This window comes from Rosenbergiella gaditana (assembly GCF_018494065.1).
Classification (GTDB): Bacteria; Pseudomonadota; Gammaproteobacteria; order Enterobacterales; family Enterobacteriaceae; genus Rosenbergiella; species Rosenbergiella gaditana.
The window spans coordinates 122,860-138,634 of record NZ_JABBFR010000009.1; the positions used below are offsets into that span (position 1 = coordinate 122,860).

17 protein-coding genes and 2 pseudogenes are annotated in these 15,775 nt (G+C 47.8%); 5 read left to right on the top strand and 14 right to left on the bottom strand.

Annotated features, from left to right (window positions below):
• Genes HH682_RS08475 through moaA form a run of 7 tightly spaced genes read right to left on the bottom strand, consistent with a single transcriptional unit; the run spans position 1 to position 4,526 of the window.
• Positions 1–711 (bottom strand): Bax inhibitor-1/YccA family protein, encoded by a 711-nt coding sequence (locus HH682_RS08475; RefSeq protein WP_214237143.1) that lies wholly within the window; start codon positions 709–711, stop codon positions 1–3.
• Positions 711–1,772, bottom strand: coding sequence for a DUF1615 domain-containing protein (locus HH682_RS08480; protein ID WP_214237164.1), 1,062 nt, complete (start codon positions 1,770–1,772; stop codon positions 711–713). The genes HH682_RS08475 and HH682_RS08480 overlap by 1 nt, the downstream gene beginning before the upstream one ends.
• A gap of 38 nt (positions 1,773–1,810) precedes the next feature.
• Entirely contained in the window at positions 1,811–2,287 is a 477-nt protein-coding gene (gene moaE / locus HH682_RS08485; protein WP_214237144.1) for a molybdopterin synthase catalytic subunit MoaE, read from the bottom strand.
• A gap of 2 nt (positions 2,288–2,289) precedes the next feature.
• Positions 2,290–2,535 (bottom strand): molybdopterin synthase sulfur carrier subunit, encoded by a 246-nt coding sequence (gene moaD, locus HH682_RS08490; protein WP_214237145.1) that lies wholly within the window; start codon positions 2,533–2,535, stop codon positions 2,290–2,292.
• Entirely contained in the window at positions 2,528–3,013 is a 486-nt protein-coding gene (gene moaC / locus HH682_RS08495) for a cyclic pyranopterin monophosphate synthase MoaC (RefSeq protein ID WP_214237146.1), read from the bottom strand. Before moaC ends, moaD begins: the two co-directional genes overlap by 8 nt.
• Positions 3,010–3,531, bottom strand: coding sequence for a molybdenum cofactor biosynthesis protein B (moaB, locus tag HH682_RS08500; protein WP_214237147.1), 522 nt, complete (start codon positions 3,529–3,531; stop codon positions 3,010–3,012). Before moaB ends, moaC begins: the two co-directional genes overlap by 4 nt.
• A 14-nt stretch (positions 3,532–3,545) precedes the next feature.
• Positions 3,546–4,526, bottom strand: a complete 981-nt coding sequence (moaA, locus tag HH682_RS08505) for a GTP 3',8-cyclase MoaA (RefSeq protein WP_214237148.1) — start codon at positions 4,524–4,526, stop codon at positions 3,546–3,548.
• A gap of 230 nt (positions 4,527–4,756) precedes the next feature.
• On the opposite strand from moaA, the gene yvcK reads away from it, so the two are divergent.
• Positions 4,757–5,662 (top strand): uridine diphosphate-N-acetylglucosamine-binding protein YvcK, encoded by a 906-nt coding sequence (gene yvcK, locus HH682_RS08510; protein ID WP_250318632.1) that lies wholly within the window; start codon positions 4,757–4,759, stop codon positions 5,660–5,662.
• A 48-nt stretch (positions 5,663–5,710) separates the two neighbouring features.
• On the opposite strand, the gene uvrB is transcribed toward yvcK, so the two are convergent.
• Positions 5,711–7,741, bottom strand: a complete 2,031-nt coding sequence (gene uvrB, locus HH682_RS08515) for an excinuclease ABC subunit UvrB (RefSeq protein ID WP_214237150.1) — start codon at positions 7,739–7,741, stop codon at positions 5,711–5,713.
• 730 nt (positions 7,742–8,471) lie between these two features.
• On the opposite strand from uvrB, the gene HH682_RS08520 reads away from it, so the two are divergent.
• Complete coding sequence (locus HH682_RS08520; RefSeq protein ID WP_214237151.1) at positions 8,472–9,206, top strand: ATP-binding cassette domain-containing protein; 735 nt, start codon at positions 8,472–8,474, stop codon at positions 9,204–9,206.
• Here the strand turns inward: HH682_RS08520 and bioD are convergent.
• Genes bioD through bioB form a run of 4 tightly spaced genes read right to left on the bottom strand, consistent with a single transcriptional unit; the run spans position 9,198 to position 12,799 of the window.
• A complete protein-coding gene (gene bioD / locus HH682_RS08525) occupies positions 9,198–9,869 on the bottom strand; it encodes a dethiobiotin synthase (protein WP_214237152.1) in 672 nt (223 codons plus the stop codon). The two genes, HH682_RS08520 and bioD, sit on opposite strands and share 9 nt — an antisense overlap.
• Positions 9,866–10,630, bottom strand: coding sequence for a methyltransferase domain-containing protein (locus HH682_RS08530; RefSeq protein WP_214237153.1), 765 nt, complete (start codon positions 10,628–10,630; stop codon positions 9,866–9,868). Before HH682_RS08530 ends, bioD begins: the two co-directional genes overlap by 4 nt.
• Positions 10,620–11,768, bottom strand: a complete 1,149-nt coding sequence (bioF, locus tag HH682_RS08535; RefSeq protein WP_214237154.1) for an 8-amino-7-oxononanoate synthase — start codon at positions 11,766–11,768, stop codon at positions 10,620–10,622. Before bioF ends, HH682_RS08530 begins: the two co-directional genes overlap by 11 nt.
• Positions 11,768–12,799, bottom strand: coding sequence for a biotin synthase BioB (gene bioB / locus HH682_RS08540; RefSeq protein ID WP_214237155.1), 1,032 nt, complete (start codon positions 12,797–12,799; stop codon positions 11,768–11,770). The genes bioF and bioB overlap by 1 nt, the downstream gene beginning before the upstream one ends.
• Before the next feature lie 81 nt (positions 12,800–12,880).
• Between bioB and bioA the strand changes: the two genes are divergently transcribed.
• Both bioA and HH682_RS15810 read left to right on the top strand, forming a co-directional pair.
• Entirely contained in the window at positions 12,881–14,170 is a 1,290-nt protein-coding gene (gene bioA, locus HH682_RS08545) for an adenosylmethionine--8-amino-7-oxononanoate transaminase (RefSeq protein WP_214237156.1), read from the top strand.
• A 25-nt stretch (positions 14,171–14,195) separates the two neighbouring features.
• Positions 14,196–14,444: pseudogene (locus tag HH682_RS15810) on the top strand (IS5/IS1182 family transposase); the annotation flags it as partial.
• Between the two features lie 155 nt (positions 14,445–14,599).
• Here HH682_RS15810 and HH682_RS15815 read toward each other — a convergent pair.
• Together HH682_RS15815 and HH682_RS08550 are read right to left on the bottom strand one after the other, a co-directional pair.
• On the bottom strand, positions 14,600–14,977 hold the full coding sequence (locus HH682_RS15815) for a type II toxin-antitoxin system VapC family toxin (RefSeq protein WP_250318625.1): 378 nt from the start codon (positions 14,975–14,977) through the stop codon (positions 14,600–14,602).
• Positions 14,977–15,177 (bottom strand): type II toxin-antitoxin system VapB family antitoxin, encoded by a 201-nt coding sequence (locus HH682_RS08550; protein WP_214237157.1) that lies wholly within the window; start codon positions 15,175–15,177, stop codon positions 14,977–14,979. The genes HH682_RS15815 and HH682_RS08550 overlap by 1 nt, the downstream gene beginning before the upstream one ends.
• Before the next feature lie 181 nt (positions 15,178–15,358).
• On the opposite strand from HH682_RS08550, the pseudogene HH682_RS08555 reads away from it, so the two are divergent.
• A pseudogene (locus tag HH682_RS08555) lies at positions 15,359–15,698 on the top strand (hypothetical protein); the annotation flags it as partial.
• Positions 15,699–15,775 lie beyond the last annotated feature (77 nt).

A 15,775-nucleotide genomic window follows, 5' to 3' on the forward strand; every position in this document is an offset into this window, starting at 1 on the left:
TTATCGTCTATCACCAAAAATTCGTAGTAACATCATGAAAAGGTTAATAAAGTCTAAATAAAGCGTTAATGCGCCGACAATACTGTAACGACGGAAATTTGCTTTATCCGATGAATCGATGTTCTCACCTAATTGACGTAGCTTTTGGGTATCGTAGGCCGTTAAGCCGACAAATACCACGACACCGATATAGGTGATCGCCCACATTAACGCGGTACTTTTTAGCCAGTAATTGACCAGCGACGCAATCAGTATGCCGATCAACGCCATAAATAATAAGCTACCTAATTTACTCAGATCACGCTTAGTCACTGCACCGTATACCGTCATCGCCCCAAACATTGCCGCCGTCACCACAAAGGTGCTAGCGATGGAGGAATAGGTAAAGGCAAGAAAGATACTGGCCATAGTCAACCCCGTCAGGACGGAGTAAAGCATAAAGAGCCCAGTGGCGAGTGCCGCACTCATTTTATGCACTAAGCCTGAAAGCACAAATACCACTGCTAGTTGCGCAATGATTAACCCAAAAAAGGTGATACGGCTGGAGAAGATCGCTTCCATAACAACAGGCGTTCTTGCGGCAAACCAGCTTACAAATGCCGTCAATAATAAGCCAGTTGTCATCCAACCATAGACTTGAGTCATATACGCTTGCACGCGACTCTCCGATGAGGTGTGTCCCAATGATGAAGGACGTTGATAATTTTCCATTACTCCCCCCTAGCTTGAAGTAGACAGTGTTGATAGCGTTGGTTCACGCGTTGTGCGAACCACGCTGTTGTAAGATTACGTGAAATTTTCGGGCTCTCTAATGTGATCCCCGGTAACCGCTCGTGTGGCCAAGCTTGGCCGCGCTTTTTATCGGCCGCGGAAAAAACCTTTTTCCATAATGGGCTTTGTTCAAATTCGAGTGATTCACCTTGTGACAATTGTTGATGAATCGCTTGGTCACTCAGTTGCAGTGTAGAGCGGATTGACCTAATCGCCAACTCGGTACGACTGGGTGCATCGCTCTGATATTGAATTAAATCGCCGTCTAAAGCCAATTTTTGTCCGCTTAAATAAGAGAGCGCGGCTTGAAAGGCTGCATTTCGACTGGCATACCAGCCAGCATTATAGTCAGCAAAACGGTATAAAGGCACCGAATAATGGGTTGGATAGCCGAGGAGATGGAGGGTACCAAAGTAAACGCCGCCTCGTTGGGTGAGGACCTCTTTACGGATACTTTTCTCGATCTGATAGGGATAATTATCTGCATGTTGTTCAGCAAAAGCGATGCTGACCTGCATCGGCCCCCCGGTATGAATAGGATTAAATCGCCCAAACAGACGCTGCCCAAGGGGAACGGTATCAATTAAGTCGTCAAAAATATCACTGAGCTCACGCTCGCTACGTACATTATCTAACCGCTCAGTATAGCTTTTGCCGTTTGAAGAAGGGATCTTGAGTGCGGTACGTACCACAAATTCAGGGATATGAAGAGTGCCTGCACGACGGGTGATCTCTTGCCAAGCGATCTGCGGTAAACCTTTAACCGGTGCTTGTGCATTAAAGTTAGTCTCTTGCCCCGCAACAGCGATAACCGCGCATAGATTGCTGACATCAGGATCGAGCTGTTGATGTAAAAAAGCGTGGTAAATATCTTCAGACCATTGCGTTTTATTGGACACATAGCTCGGTAGTAACTGCTTGACCTGAGTGGTCACCGCGACTTTAGGACGTGTGGGGGTTTTGGTTTTTTCTGAGGCACAACTCGCCAGTAGCAACGCCATGATGCCTAAACTGGCGGTTTTTAGGCCTTGTTGAAGAGTCACGATAATCCTTCCTTATTCATCCATTTTTCCGGTGCTTTATTGTCTTGTGAAGTGGGAGATAACCAGCGTGCGCCGTTTTCTGTGACCTCACGTTTCCAAAAAGGCGCTTGGCTTTTCAATAAATCCATAATGTATTCTGTTGCCATAAAGGCAGCATGCCGATGGCTAGCGCTAACAATCACCAAGACGATCTCCTCCCCTAAGGCGAAGGTCCCCACACGATGGATAATGGTAATATTATTTACCACAAAGCGACTTCTCGCTTGCTCGGCGAGGTGGTGCAAAACACGTTCTGTCATCCCTGGATAGTGCTCTAAGGTAAGCTGATTGACCGCTTGCCCCTGATTCAGGTCGCGTACTTTTCCGACGAAAAACACTATTGCGCCATCTTGATGATTATTGGCCGCCGACTGATATTCCTGCTCCACGGAGAAGTGCTCTGACGTTACCTTGATATGTGTTTGAGGAGGCATCGTTATCCCCCTGTGACAGGAGGGAAAAAAGCCACTTCGTCACCAGGCTGCAAAGGCTGTGAAAAATCGCAAATTTCTTGATTGACTGCGACAAGTAATCGACCGTCGGCCATTGCCAACTGCCAACGTTTACCGCGCTGAATCAGGGCTGAACGAAGTTGCTCGACATTCGTAAAGTCTGCGTCAAGCATCAGTTTTTCACACTCCACTAGCTCACGGGTCTGCGCAAAAAATAAAACCTTAATCATACCTTTTACCCTGATAATCACCGGATTTTCCACCCTGCTTTTCCACCAGCCGGATGCTCTCAATTACCATATCTTTCTGTACCGCTTTGCACATATCATATAAGGTCAATGCCGCGACAGATGCCGCAGTCAGCGCCTCCATCTCCACCCCTGTTTGTCCACTTAGCCGACAGAGCGTCTCAATATGAATACGACTTGGATCGGTGAGCGGTGTCAGGACGACTTCCACTTTACTGAGCATTAGGGGATGACATAGTGGAATCAGATCCCAGGTTTTCTTCGCGGCTTGTATCCCGGCGATACGCGCCACAGCGAAGACATCTCCCTTCGGATGTTTTCCCTCAGTAATTAATGTCAGGGTATGCTCATTTAATGAGAGATAGGCTTCGGCCCGGGCTTGGCGTAATGTCACGGCTTTGTCGGTGACATCTACCATATTCGCCTCGCCTGCATGATTAAGGTGAGATAACTGATTCATTTGGCGACTTTCTTTAGCTGTGAAACAAAATTACAGGGCTTGGTGTTGATAGTTAATTGTGCATCGATAATCTGCTCCCACGCCAGTTGGCATGCCGAGGTTGAACCCGGAAAGGCGAAAATCACCGTCTTATTAGCCAATCCTGCTACCGCACGTGATTGCAATGTCGCTTGCTGGATCTGTTCAAAAGAGAACATTCGAAACAGCTCACCAAAACCGGTAATCTCTTTATCGAACAGGGGCACTACCGCCTCAGGCGTAGCGTTCTGTTCATTAAACCCGGTACCGCCATTTATCAAGATGACTTGAACATGCTGACTCGCAATAGCTTGTGAGACGATTGCTCGTATCGCATAACGGTTGTCAGGGCATATTGCTCGCTCAACGACCTGATGTCCGGCCAGCTCAACAGCCTGTTGGAGATAATCGCCGGAGGTATCATTTTCCGCTGTGCGGTGATTCGATATCGTCAACACAGCAATGTTCAGTGAATGTGTGTTGCCTTGTTGGTTATCCATTTCAACTCCTCGCTTTAACCACCAATATAAGAGAGATTCCGCGCCATGCCGGTCATTCCTTGATGGAGAAAATGTGTCTGTTTTTTTTGCGTCAAACTCGACTGAATACGCGCTTGCAACAGTTGTTGTTGCGAATCAGAGTGCAGTAAATCGCGTAGGTCGATCCCCTGTTCACCAAATAAACAGAGATGGAGTTGACCTATCGCCGAGACGCGTAATCGGTTACAACTGTCACAAAAATCTTTGTCGTAAGGCATAATCAAGCCAATTTGACCTTGATAATCAGGGTGACTAAATATCTGAGCAGGTCCGGCATCGGGCAGGCGGGCGACCAATTGCCAGCCTTCTTCCAACAATTGACGGCGCAGATGCTCGCCGGAAAGGTGATGTTGCAAGAAATAATCATTGCCCTCTCCCGTTTCCATAAGCTCGATAAAACGAAGCTGCAAGGGACGATGTTTAATCCAGGCCAAAAATTCAGGAAGCTGTTGGGTAAGATGCTTCATCAATACAACGTTTATTTTGACCACTGGGAATCCGGCTTCCAAGCTAGCATCGATTCCAGCCATCACTTCAGTAAATTTATTCTGCCCTGTGATTTGATGAAACTGACGCGCATCAAGACTGTCTAGACTTACGTTAACCGCGCTCAGCCCCGCCGCCCGCCAATGTGCCGCCTCTTTCGCCAGGCGATAGCCATTGGTTGTCATGGCGATCTGTTTGATCTCAGGTTGCTGATGGATTGCGGCGATAATATCACTAAAATCGCGGCGCATTGAGGGCTCACCACCCGTTAAGCGAATTTTCGTGGTACCTAACTGACCAAACGCTTGAGCCACTCGTGCAATCTCGTCGACAGATAAAAAGGCCTCACGGTCCTTATTGTGTTGATAACCATCAGGCAAACAGTACGTGCAACGGAAATTGCAGACGTCCGTAATGGAAAGCCGTAAGTAGTAAAATTTGCGCTGGAATGTATCAGTCAAGGGTAACAAATAAGTACCTCGTCAGGGTGATGCAAGGAAAAATCCACTCACTACAAGATTATTATAATGAAAACTAAGGAAGCGATGACATTATCCTAGCGTGTATAGGAATAGGTGTCATGTTCGGCTCAGCAATTCTCAAACATTTTTCAAATTTGTAATAGGCAAGACGCTTAGAACAGCAGATAATGCGCGTCATTGCTTACCGCAAATTATGTTTACCCTGAAGGATGATGCCCCTGATGAACCGTACCTTAGCAGATCTAGACAGAGTCGTTGCCATCGGGGGCGGCCACGGTTTAGGGCGCGTGATGTCCTCGCTCTCTTCTCTAGGTTCTCGCCTAACCGGAATTGTCACCACCACCGACAATGGGGGCTCAACCGGACGTATTCGTCGATCTGAAGGCGGGATAGCTTGGGGTGATACCCGTAACTGCTTAAATCAGCTGATCACTCAACCTAGCGTCGCTTCAGCGATGTTTGAATATCGCTTCTCTGGTCAAGGAGAATTAGCGGGTCACAATTTAGGTAATTTAATGCTGCGTGCCCTCGACAGTTTGAGCGTACGCCCGCTTGAAGCCATCAACCTTATTCGTAACGTTTTAAAAGTTGATGCATTTTTAATCCCGATGTCCGAACAACCTGTCGACTTGGTCGCGACCGATGCACGCGGTGCCCTAATTCATGGTGAAACTGAGATCGATGCGATGAAAGAGTGGCCCAGCAGCTTAGACCTTTCCACCCCCGTAAAAGCGACCAGAGAAGCGATCGAGGCCATTCTTGATGCTGACCTCATCATCTTAGGTCCCGGTAGCTTTTATACCAGCATTATGCCCGTCATCTTAGTGAAAGAAATTAGCCAAGCGTTACGGCGTACGCCCGCAAAAATGCTGTTTATTGATAATTTGGGCACTGAGCTCAGTCCGGCAGGCTATTTATCGGTGGTTGAGAAACTCACGCTAATAGAAAATGAAGTCGGCCGTCGAGTGATTGACGGCGTTATTTTAGGCCCCCACACCGACAGCAGTGGAATTACGCAACGACTGCGTATCCAGCGCCCACTAGACGCCAGCGATGTCGGATATCGTCATGATCGGCAACTACTGCGCCAAGCGTTAGAAGATGCCTTTCAAGCCTTACACTGAGAAAACCACAGCACGATACTTCAACCGTGACGTGCTGCAACCCCCCTCTTACATTGCTATCAGCAGAAGATCCCGTAATTGATGTAACTCATCACGCAAGCGCGCAGCTTCTTCAAATTCGAGGTTCTGCGCATGTTTTTGCATGGTTCTCTCGTATTCCGCGATTTTTTTCTGTAACTCAGGCGCGGTCATCAAGGAGTATTCTGCCGCAGTCTCTGCCGCTTTCAGTTCAATATCGCCTTTAGATGAGCTTGCTTTTTTGCCCGAGGATGATGCTCCGCCGATTTCAAGAATATCAGTGATTTTCTTATTCAATTTGGTCGGCGTAATACCATGCTCTTTATTCCACGCTTCTTGCTTCTCTCGTCGACGCTCGGTCTCTTCAATGGCCCGAGCCATTGATGGCGTGATCTTATCCGCATAAAGAATCGCTTTACCGCTGACATTCCGTGCAGCCCGCCCGATGGTTTGAATAAGCGAACGGTCAGAACGTAAGAACCCTTCTTTATCGGCATCCAAGATCGCGACTAGCGAAACTTCTGGCATATCAAGCCCCTCTCGAAGCAAGTTGATCCCAACCAGGACATCGAATTTCCCTAAGCGTAAGTCGCGAATAATTTCCATACGTTCCACCGTATCGATATCCGAGTGGAGGTAACGGACTTTCTCTCCATGCTCTTCTAAATATTCGGTGAGGTCTTCCGCCATGCGTTTGGTTAATACGGTGACTAAAACTCGTTCATTTATCTCGACACGTTGACGAATTTCCGATAAGAGATCGTCAACTTGAGTGCCCACGGGCCTAATTTCTAGGATCGGATCTAAAAGTCCGGTCGGACGCACCACTTGGTCGATCACTTCATCGCCCGATTTTTCCAACTCGTATTTACCTGGAGTGGCTGATACATAGATGGTTTGCGGTGCGAGGGCTTCAAATTCCTCAAACTTCATCGGACGGTTGTCCAGTGCAGAAGGTAAGCGGAAACCATACTCGACAAGATTCTCTTTACGCGCGCGGTCACCTTTGTACATCCCACCAATCTGCGGAATAGTAACGTGTGACTCATCCACCACCAGCAAACCATCCGCAGGCAAATAGTCAAATAAGGTGGGCGGAGCCTGTCCAGGCCCGCGTCCAGAAAGATAACGGGAATAGTTTTCAATCCCTGAGCAGTAACCTAGCTCGTTCATCATTTCAAGATCGAACTGGGTTCGCTGAGTGATACGCTGTTCTTCCAGTAACTTATTATTTTCAAGTAGCACTTTTTTACGATCAGCCAGCTCGACTTTTATCTCTTCCATCGCTTGCAATATCCGCTCACGGGGCGTGACGTAGTGCGTTTTCGGATAGATAGTAAAGCGTGCGACAGATTGCTCAATTTGTCCTGTCAACGGGTCAAAAAGTGACAGTTTTTCGACTTCTTCATCAAACAGCTCAACGCGAAGCGCTAAATCGTCCGATTCGGCAGGGAAAATATCAATTACATCCCCCCTCACCCGAAAGGTAGCACGCTGGAAGGCTTGGTCATTCCGCGCATATTGCAGCTCAGAGAGACGACGCAAAATACTGCGTTGGTCGATAATCATTCCACGCGTTAGGTGTAGCATCATTTTTAAGTATGCATCGGGGTCACCTAGCCCATAGATGGCTGAGACCGATGCAACGACGATGACGTCTTTACGCTCGAGTAGGGCTTTAGTAGCGGAGAGACGCATTTGCTCAATATGCTCATTGACCGAGGCATCTTTCTCGATAAAGGTGTCGGAACTCGGTACATAGGCTTCAGGCTGGTAATAATCGTAGTAGGAGACGAAGTACTCCACCGCATTTTCTGGAAAAAATGCTTTCATTTCGCCATACAGTTGCGCAGCCAGCGTCTTATTCGGTGCCATAATCATGGTTGGACGGTTAGAATCAGCGATAACATTAGCAATAGTGAAGGTTTTCCCTGAACCTGTTACGCCGAGTAAAGTTTGGTGTGCCAAACCATCGTCCAATCCTGCTTCTAATTTTTTTATCGCTTCAGGCTGATCACCAGAAGGCTTAAATTCCGAGTGTAAGGTAAAAACTTTACTCATAATCATTGATTCCGGTTAGTCAGTGTCAGGATGGGCGGTAATTTTACTCTTTAGCTCGCAGAAACTCACGTTTTAACTGGATATATATCCAGCTTATAATAGATTTACTCGCTATAGCTGAAAGCCGTTGAATAAAAGTTACTCAGTCAATATTTTTTTAGGTTATCCACCGTTGCGCGTTAACAATTTATTTTTGTCAAGCATTTGTCAAAAAGTTGGCAGCAAGCACCGTTTGCTATGACTTAGGCTATTGCTTTTGCGTAACGTATTGATTTTTAATTTGTATAAAAATAAGTGTAGTTTACAACCACTCCAATGCCAACCCGCATCAATCATTGCCTAGCCATAGTTTTCAGAGGGTAATGCACATGGTTATCCACAGGAATGGTGGATAACTGCTGGCAGGCCAGTAACGGTGGGCTGTGTATAATTTTTCAGAAAGATGACAATCCGCTAAAAAAAATTTTTTTTAATTCATGGCACTTTTTTACTTCGCTAAAAAATGAGCAGAATCATTCTGGAGAGTTTTATCGAGCCGTGAAAGTCAATACTTACACAGATAAATAATTGCTATTTTATCACTCGGCATGCACCAAATAAGCTCATCTTTTTTGTTCGACCCGCGAGGCTATCCTTACTGGCCCAGTATAGTTAACCAATAAAAAGCTGGCGCGCTTTTTGCTTAACATATTTATTACATAGCTTGCTAACGGATTGGGAGATACCCGCCATGCTACAACTGAGAGAGATTAATCAAGCCTACGAAGATCAGCATACGCTCTGGGATATCAATCTTGAAGTCGTACACAACAGTTGCTCAGCTATCGTCGGACAGCAAGGTACAGGCAAAACTACCCTTTTTCATTGTATTCTGGGTTTTCTACCGATCATGAGCGGTGAAATGACATGGCAGCCCCAAAATACACTCCCCTGTAGCCTCATTTCGCTTCCTAGTCAGCATCGCTCGCAATTAGGCATGACTTATGTCCCGCAAGGTAGCCCTATTTTTTCACAACTGAGTGTTGAAGAGAACTTACTTATCGCGTTAAAGGCCGGCCAGCCAAGTGTCTTACCCGCCAAGCTTCCTCTATTAATCAGTGAACTTTTCCCAACGCTTATAGCACAACGCCATCAACGCAGCGGAAGCTTAGCCAAAGGTCTGCAATACCAGTTAGCGTTGGCACGGGCAGTGATTACGCATCCAAAATTAATTTTGCTAGACGAGCCATCGGAAGGATTAACAGCCAGTGAAGAAGACCAACTGGTCGCAACGATTGCCGCCCTCACTAAGGACTACAGTATTAGCGTGTTACTGATGGACAATAATCTAGCCTTTGTGAAACGTGTCGCCGATAGCTTCACTTTGCTTCATCATGGTCGGAGTGTCATGTCGGGAACGGCCGCCGATTTAATACGATTCAGCGGCACAGAGGGGGGAATGAGGCAGCATCACTCACTAGGGTAATGTGAGATACTGCCCAACCTCATCCAACGGTTCAGCATCGCTGAGGAAGGGAATTTCTCCCAGCAAAGGTGCCTTTATATGTTTAGTCAGGTAAGTGCAATAGGCAGCATATTCGTGCGGCTCAGGACTGAGGCTGTTGGCCACCCAGCCAACCAAGTCTAGTCCAGCTTGCTGGATGGCGGCTTGTGTCAGTAATGCATGGTTGATACACCCCAACTTCATCCCAACGACCAAGATCACTGACAGTTGCTGCGCGATAACCCACTCGCCATAATCTTGCTGTTCCGTTAACGGGGTAAACCAGCCCCCAGCCCCTTCAACCAGCACCCAATCCGCCTGGGTTTGTAAGTGCGCTAAGCCCGCATCAAGCAGTGGAAAACTGATCGGCTTTCCTTCGCGTTGGCTGGCAATATGCGGGGAAGTCGGCTGTTCGAAGGTTAAAGGGTTTACCGAAGTATAGGGTAAGTCAACATTGCTGTAGCGTTGCAAAACCAGTGCATCCCGATTACGTAATCCCTCCGCTGTCCACTCAGAGCCGGATGCCACAGGTTTATAGCCTGCGGTGGAAAAACCCGCACGCCCCGCAGCTTGCAGTAAGGCAGCCGATACCAGCGTTTTACCGACATCAGTATCAGTACCGGTTAAGAAATAGGTGTGACTCATCGGGTTACTCCAAAAACAATTTGATAGGTAAGACGGAAACCTTCCTCATCTCGCGGCCAGTAGTCCTCAATTTGGTTAAAAAATTCACGTCCCCCAAGTCCAGATTGACGACCGGCATGTAAGTGTGAGGCACCGATACCTTTTAAAGACCAGAGCGCGGCTAATGGCGATGGAAAATGACAGACAATAGGCGCCTGCCATGCAATGAGATCGAGCGAGCGCGCCGCATCGAGAAGTGATTCAGCGCTGGACCAACGATTGATTGGTGCCGAACGCCCCATTTGCTGCCAAACCTGTTCAATTTCCGGTAAGGAACCTGCAGCTAACGTCGATACCGCTAGCTTGCCGTGTTCTTTTAGCGAGCGTTGAATCTCTTGTACCGTTTCTTTAAAGTCACTGCACCACTGTAGGGCTAAGTTACTCCAGAGGTAATCGATACTCTGCGCCTGAAAGGGAAAAGCCTCTAGATCTCCTCGGACATAATGGTCAGCGGATTGTTGCTGGGCTGCCTGCTGTAACATGCCGCTTGAAAGGTCAAACGCCGTTACGCAGTGCCCTTGCTCACGAAAGTATCGGCTAAACCAACCGGATCCCGCCCCCGCGTCGACGAGTAATCCAGGCATCTGCCAGTCGCAGTGTGCCAAGAGCTGCTCACCCACTGCTCGTTGAAACTCAGCAAATTGGTCATATTGTTTTGCTGCACGGCTAAACGCGTGAGCAAGCGCCTTTTTATTAACTTGGCAGATTGCGTTATAGGGCATGATGCAGGGCCTCAACCAAACGATCAATCTGTTGCGTACTGTGTGCTGCGCTCAGCGTAATTCTTAATCGAGCACTGCCTACCGGTACTGTCGGCGGGCGAATCGCCTGTATCCAGTGTCCAGCCGATTGCAATGTTTGGGCAACGGCTAGCGCTCGATGATTATCACCAATAATGACTGGCTGAATAGCCGTTAGAGAATCGGTAAGCATAATCCCCTGCTGCGTACACTGGGTACGAAAATGGCCAATATTTTGGTTAAGTTTTTCACGGTGTTCAGGTTGGTAGCGGACAATATTAATGCTAGCCAATACCGCTGCGGCTTGAGCGGCAGGTATCGCAGTACTATAAATAAGGTGACGAGCTGATTGTTCTAAATAATCCGCTACGGCGTCTGAACAAAGAATCGCCGCACCACTGACGCCGAGGGCTTTACCAAAGGTAACGACCAAGATATCAGGCTTAACCTGCTGCTGCGCACAATTCCCGCGCCCCTCTTCTCCGATAACCCCGATACCATGGGCATCATCTACCATCAACCATGCTTGGTGTTCACGACACCTTTCGCTGATAGCGGCCAAGGGAGCTTGGTCGCCATCCATACTAAAGACGCCTTCGGTGATCACAAGACGATTCACCGTCTCTGTCGCACGCAGTTGCCGCGTAAGGCCTTCTAGCGAGTTATGTGGAAAGCGGCGGTAACGTGCCGGAGACAGCGCGGCGGCTTCCTGCAGTGACGCATGCATTAATTTATCGGCAATAAGCGTGTCACTCGACTCAGCGAGTGCAAAAATTAAGGCTTGGTTTGCGGCAAACCCAGAGCTAAAGAGTATGGCCCGCGGGAAACCCAACCACTCGGCCAATATCTGTTCAAGCTGTTGATGACAGGGTGAATAGCCCGTAACGTGCCCAGAAGCCCCTGCACCAGTCCCCCACTGCTGAGCCCCTTTACACCACGCCTCAATCACCGCAGGATGATGACTCAACCCTAAATAATCATTGCTGGAAAAGTGCGTAAAGTGTTGTTCACCTTTTGTTAAGCTAGCTGGTGCGGAGACTGTCACCGCCAACCGCCGCCGCAGCAATCCCTGCTGCTGGCGTTGGTATAAGGTATTTTCAATTCGCTGTTGCCAAGACATTAGACAGCCGCGTTATAAAAAAGTGACGTATCCGCGTGCGTAATCTGCTGGTGAAGCATTTCAGACTCAGATTCAACCCCAAGCTCAGTGTGTGCATGAGCAGGTTTCAGTCCAAGCTTGCGGAAAAGTTGAACGTCGCTATCTTCTTCTGGGTTTTCAGTGGTCAACAATTTGCAACCATAGAAAATTGAGTTTGCACCCGCCATGAAACACATCGCTTGGGTTTGTTCGCTCATTTGCTCTCGACCCGCGGAGAGTCGGACATAAGAACTTGGCATTAAGACCCGTGCCACGGCAATGGTACGAATAAAATCGAAAGGATCGACATCGTCATTGTCCGCCAGTGGAGTCCCTTTTACTTTCACTAACATATTGACCGGCACACTTTCAGGCGGGGTAGGAAGATTCGCTAATTGCATCAATAATCCAGCGCGATCATCAATGGTTTCTCCCAGTCCGACAATCCCCCCCGAACAGACCTTAATTCCTGCACCGCGAACATGGGACAGAGTATCCAGACGTTCTTGATAGCTGCGAGTGGTGATGATATTGCCGTAAAACTCAGGCGAGGTATCCAAGTTATGGTTATAATAATCTAGCCCTGAAGTGGCTAACTCATCAGCTTGGTCAGGAGAGAGCGTACCTAACGTCATACAGGTTTCTAACCCCATGGCTTTAACGCCTTCAACCATTTTTTTCAAATATGGCATATCACGCGCATGCGGGTTTTTCCATGCCGCGCCCATACAGAAACGCCCCGACCCTGCCGCCTTAGCTTTACGCGCAGAGGTCAGTACTTCTTCAACTTCCATCAGTTTTTCAGATTCTAAGCCGGTTTTATAACGCGCGCTTTGAGGGCAGTATTTACAATCCTCTGGGCAAGCACCTGTTTTAATGGAAAGTAAGGTACTGACTTGTACTTTAGCAGGATCGAAATTTTCACGATGGATCTGCTGAGCCTTAAACATAAGCTCTAAAAATGGCATCTCAAACAGTTCAGTAACTTGCTGACGAGTCCAACGTTGTGACATGACTTGCTCCATAACTTTAAACATCCGGTTATTGTGGTTATACTTGTAAACTAAATTTATCGAAAATAGTTTACAATAAATATGTTCCCGACAGAAGACAGTGAATTCGATCGTCATCATCTTTGGCATCCTTATACCTCGATGCTTGACCCGCTACCTTGTTACCCCGTTATCTCTGCGCAAGGCTGTTGTATTACCTTAGAAGAGGGTCAAGAGCTGGTTGAAGGAATGTCTTCATGGTGGGCCGCGATTCATGGTTATAACCATCCTCGGTTAAACCGGGCTTTGACCGATCAAATCGCCAAGATGTCTCACGTGATGTTTGGCGGATTAACGCACCGCCCGGCCGTTGAACTCGGACGTGCGTTACTCACGATTGTGCCGCCAAGCCTGACTAAACTCTTTTTAGCCGATTCTGGATCAGTCGCGGTTGAAGTGGCAATGAAAATGGCCGTGCAATACTGGAGTGGCACAACCAAAACCAAACAGAAATTTCTAACGCTTCGCGGCGGTTATCATGGGGATACCTATGCGGCGATGTCGGTTTGTGATCCTGATAACTCAATGCACGCATTATGGAAAGGGTATTTACCCGAACATCTTTTTGTCCCCGTTCCTCGCTGTACTTTCGATCAGGCATGGGATGAACGTGAGGCGGATGCACTACGCGCCGCCTTTGCTGAGCATCACCACACGCTTGCCGCCGTGATCTTGGAGCCTATTGTGCAAGGAGCCGGCGGTATGCGCTTTTATCACCCTCAACTGCTTAAGCGTGTCCGTGAACTTTGCGACCAATACGATGTGCTATTGATTGCCGATGAAATTGCGACGGGGTTTGGTCGCACAGGTAAGATGTTCGCCTGCGAACACGCACAGGTTTCGCCGGATATTCTGTGTGTGGGTAAAGGCCTTACCGGTGGCACGATGACCCTTGCCGCGACCCTGACTACAGACTGTGTAGCAGAAGGTATTAGCCGTAGCCCAGCTGGCTGTTTTATGCATGGTCCGACCTTTATGGGCAATCCTCTCGCCTGTGCGGTGGCGACTGAAAGTTTAAAAATCTTAGCGGAGGGCGCGTGGCAACAGCAAGTGCTTAGCATCGAACAGCAACTTAAGGTTGGCCTCGGTCCGTTGATTAACCATAAGAATGTGAAAGATGTCCGGGTATTAGGGGCCATTGGTGTCGTCGAGTGTTACCGTGACGTGGCGATGGCTGAGATCCAAGCTTTCTTCGTTGACGCTGGAGTGTGGATCAGGCCGTTTGGTAAACTGATTTACCTGATGCCCCCTTATGTCATCAGCGAACAGCAGCTTGCGCAATTAATGGCGGCAATCGCTGAGGCCGTTGGGCAAGAGACGCTGTTTCTATGATTTAACTAGCGGATAGCGGTCAGTAGAGTTCACAGACCGCTATCGTGCAGTGGCAAATCAGCGCCTGAGCGGGAGCAATGCGCAGTGATAACGGATAACGGACTATAACCATCGCTCAATAGCGGAAACGGCGATATACAGGATTAAACAGTGACTGGGCGGTTCACTGACGCGGCGAGACGATGATGGGCAGGTAGTAGGGGCTTTGGGCATGGTGCGGAAGTTGAACAAAATGACAACAGAAGTCATGCCAGAAAATGTGCGTATCGTCTGAGCACACGACTTGCTAGGGAGATATTTACCGAAAACTGCTTTATTCAACAAAGCCCCTCACAGGGAACTCATCAAGCAAAGAGGCGTAAAACTGTGAATCGTTAATATTCAGCGTTAATGCCATCGTCTCAACAATTATGCTCTTCCAGATATTCGTTAATAAATGGGTTGATAATTCACATTAAGACGCCTGGCCAACGTTTCAAGTCGCTTGTCCAGAGTCCAGAGCCTCGCCCCAGATGTTATCAAGGTTGATGCCAGTAGCGTAAGATCAACCAATCCACATCCATGACCGTACATCTTTTCATTTTCAATGAATGCCATGACTTCTGTCATATTAGCCTGATAACACTGCGTTAATAGACCCAAGTCAGCAAGCGTTCTTAGTCTTGGAGACGGTGGGGTTCCACAGGCAATCTCTACTAGTATCATCGGGTGGATCAGAACCAGATCCCGATGTAGTAATTGAATCAATCCTTCATTGCGGTTTCTGAAATGGTCAACCCAGACAGAGGTATCAACCAGAATAGTCATTATTCGGATGGCTCTCTGCGACGAGGGGGAGTTTGTATATCAGGGGATGTACCGCCGAGTGAAGCCAGCCTTTTTGCTGCTTGTACCCGAACAAACGTTTTCACGGCTTCCCGGAAAATATCAGCTTTATCCATACATGGATCGGCCATTTCCAAGGCTTGAGCATAAAGCGCGTCATCAATAGTAACTGTTGTTCTCATCACGCCACCTCATCTCGCTTCTAGATTGATGACATTATGCATCTCTTATATACATCAATACAACTAACAAGAGGAGATAAAAGGTGTCCGGAGATGGCGGGTCAAGATCACTTTGCTCTGTTACCACTCTTATGTTAATTTTTTTTTCAGAAGTGAATCAATACGGAATGGGATACTCAGGATGAGTAAGCGATCAGAAATTATTGATGCAAATAAAGCAGCAACTGAAAAATATGGTCTGGTTTATACAGAGGTGCTTGGCTGGGTAGACTTAGGTCACGCACAGGGGACGGATATCAGAAACTTGCTGTCTCAGATGATACAAGGTGAAGCATCAGGACAGGAATTCTATAATGTTCGTTACTCTCAGGGAATGACTGGACTCTGGGGACAGATCCGGTCAGGAAAAGTGATGGCGTGACTCTACTGAACGCCAGCGTATTGCGTTGGCAATGATGATGACGATGGCCCGTAAATTTGAAGCCTTTCAGGGTGTATTTCCTAATAACTTAATGACTAACTGTAGTGGCACAGTAAATTTGGCCACCTGATCAAAGGTGATATTCTCACCACAACATAAAACAGGTGACTTGATGAA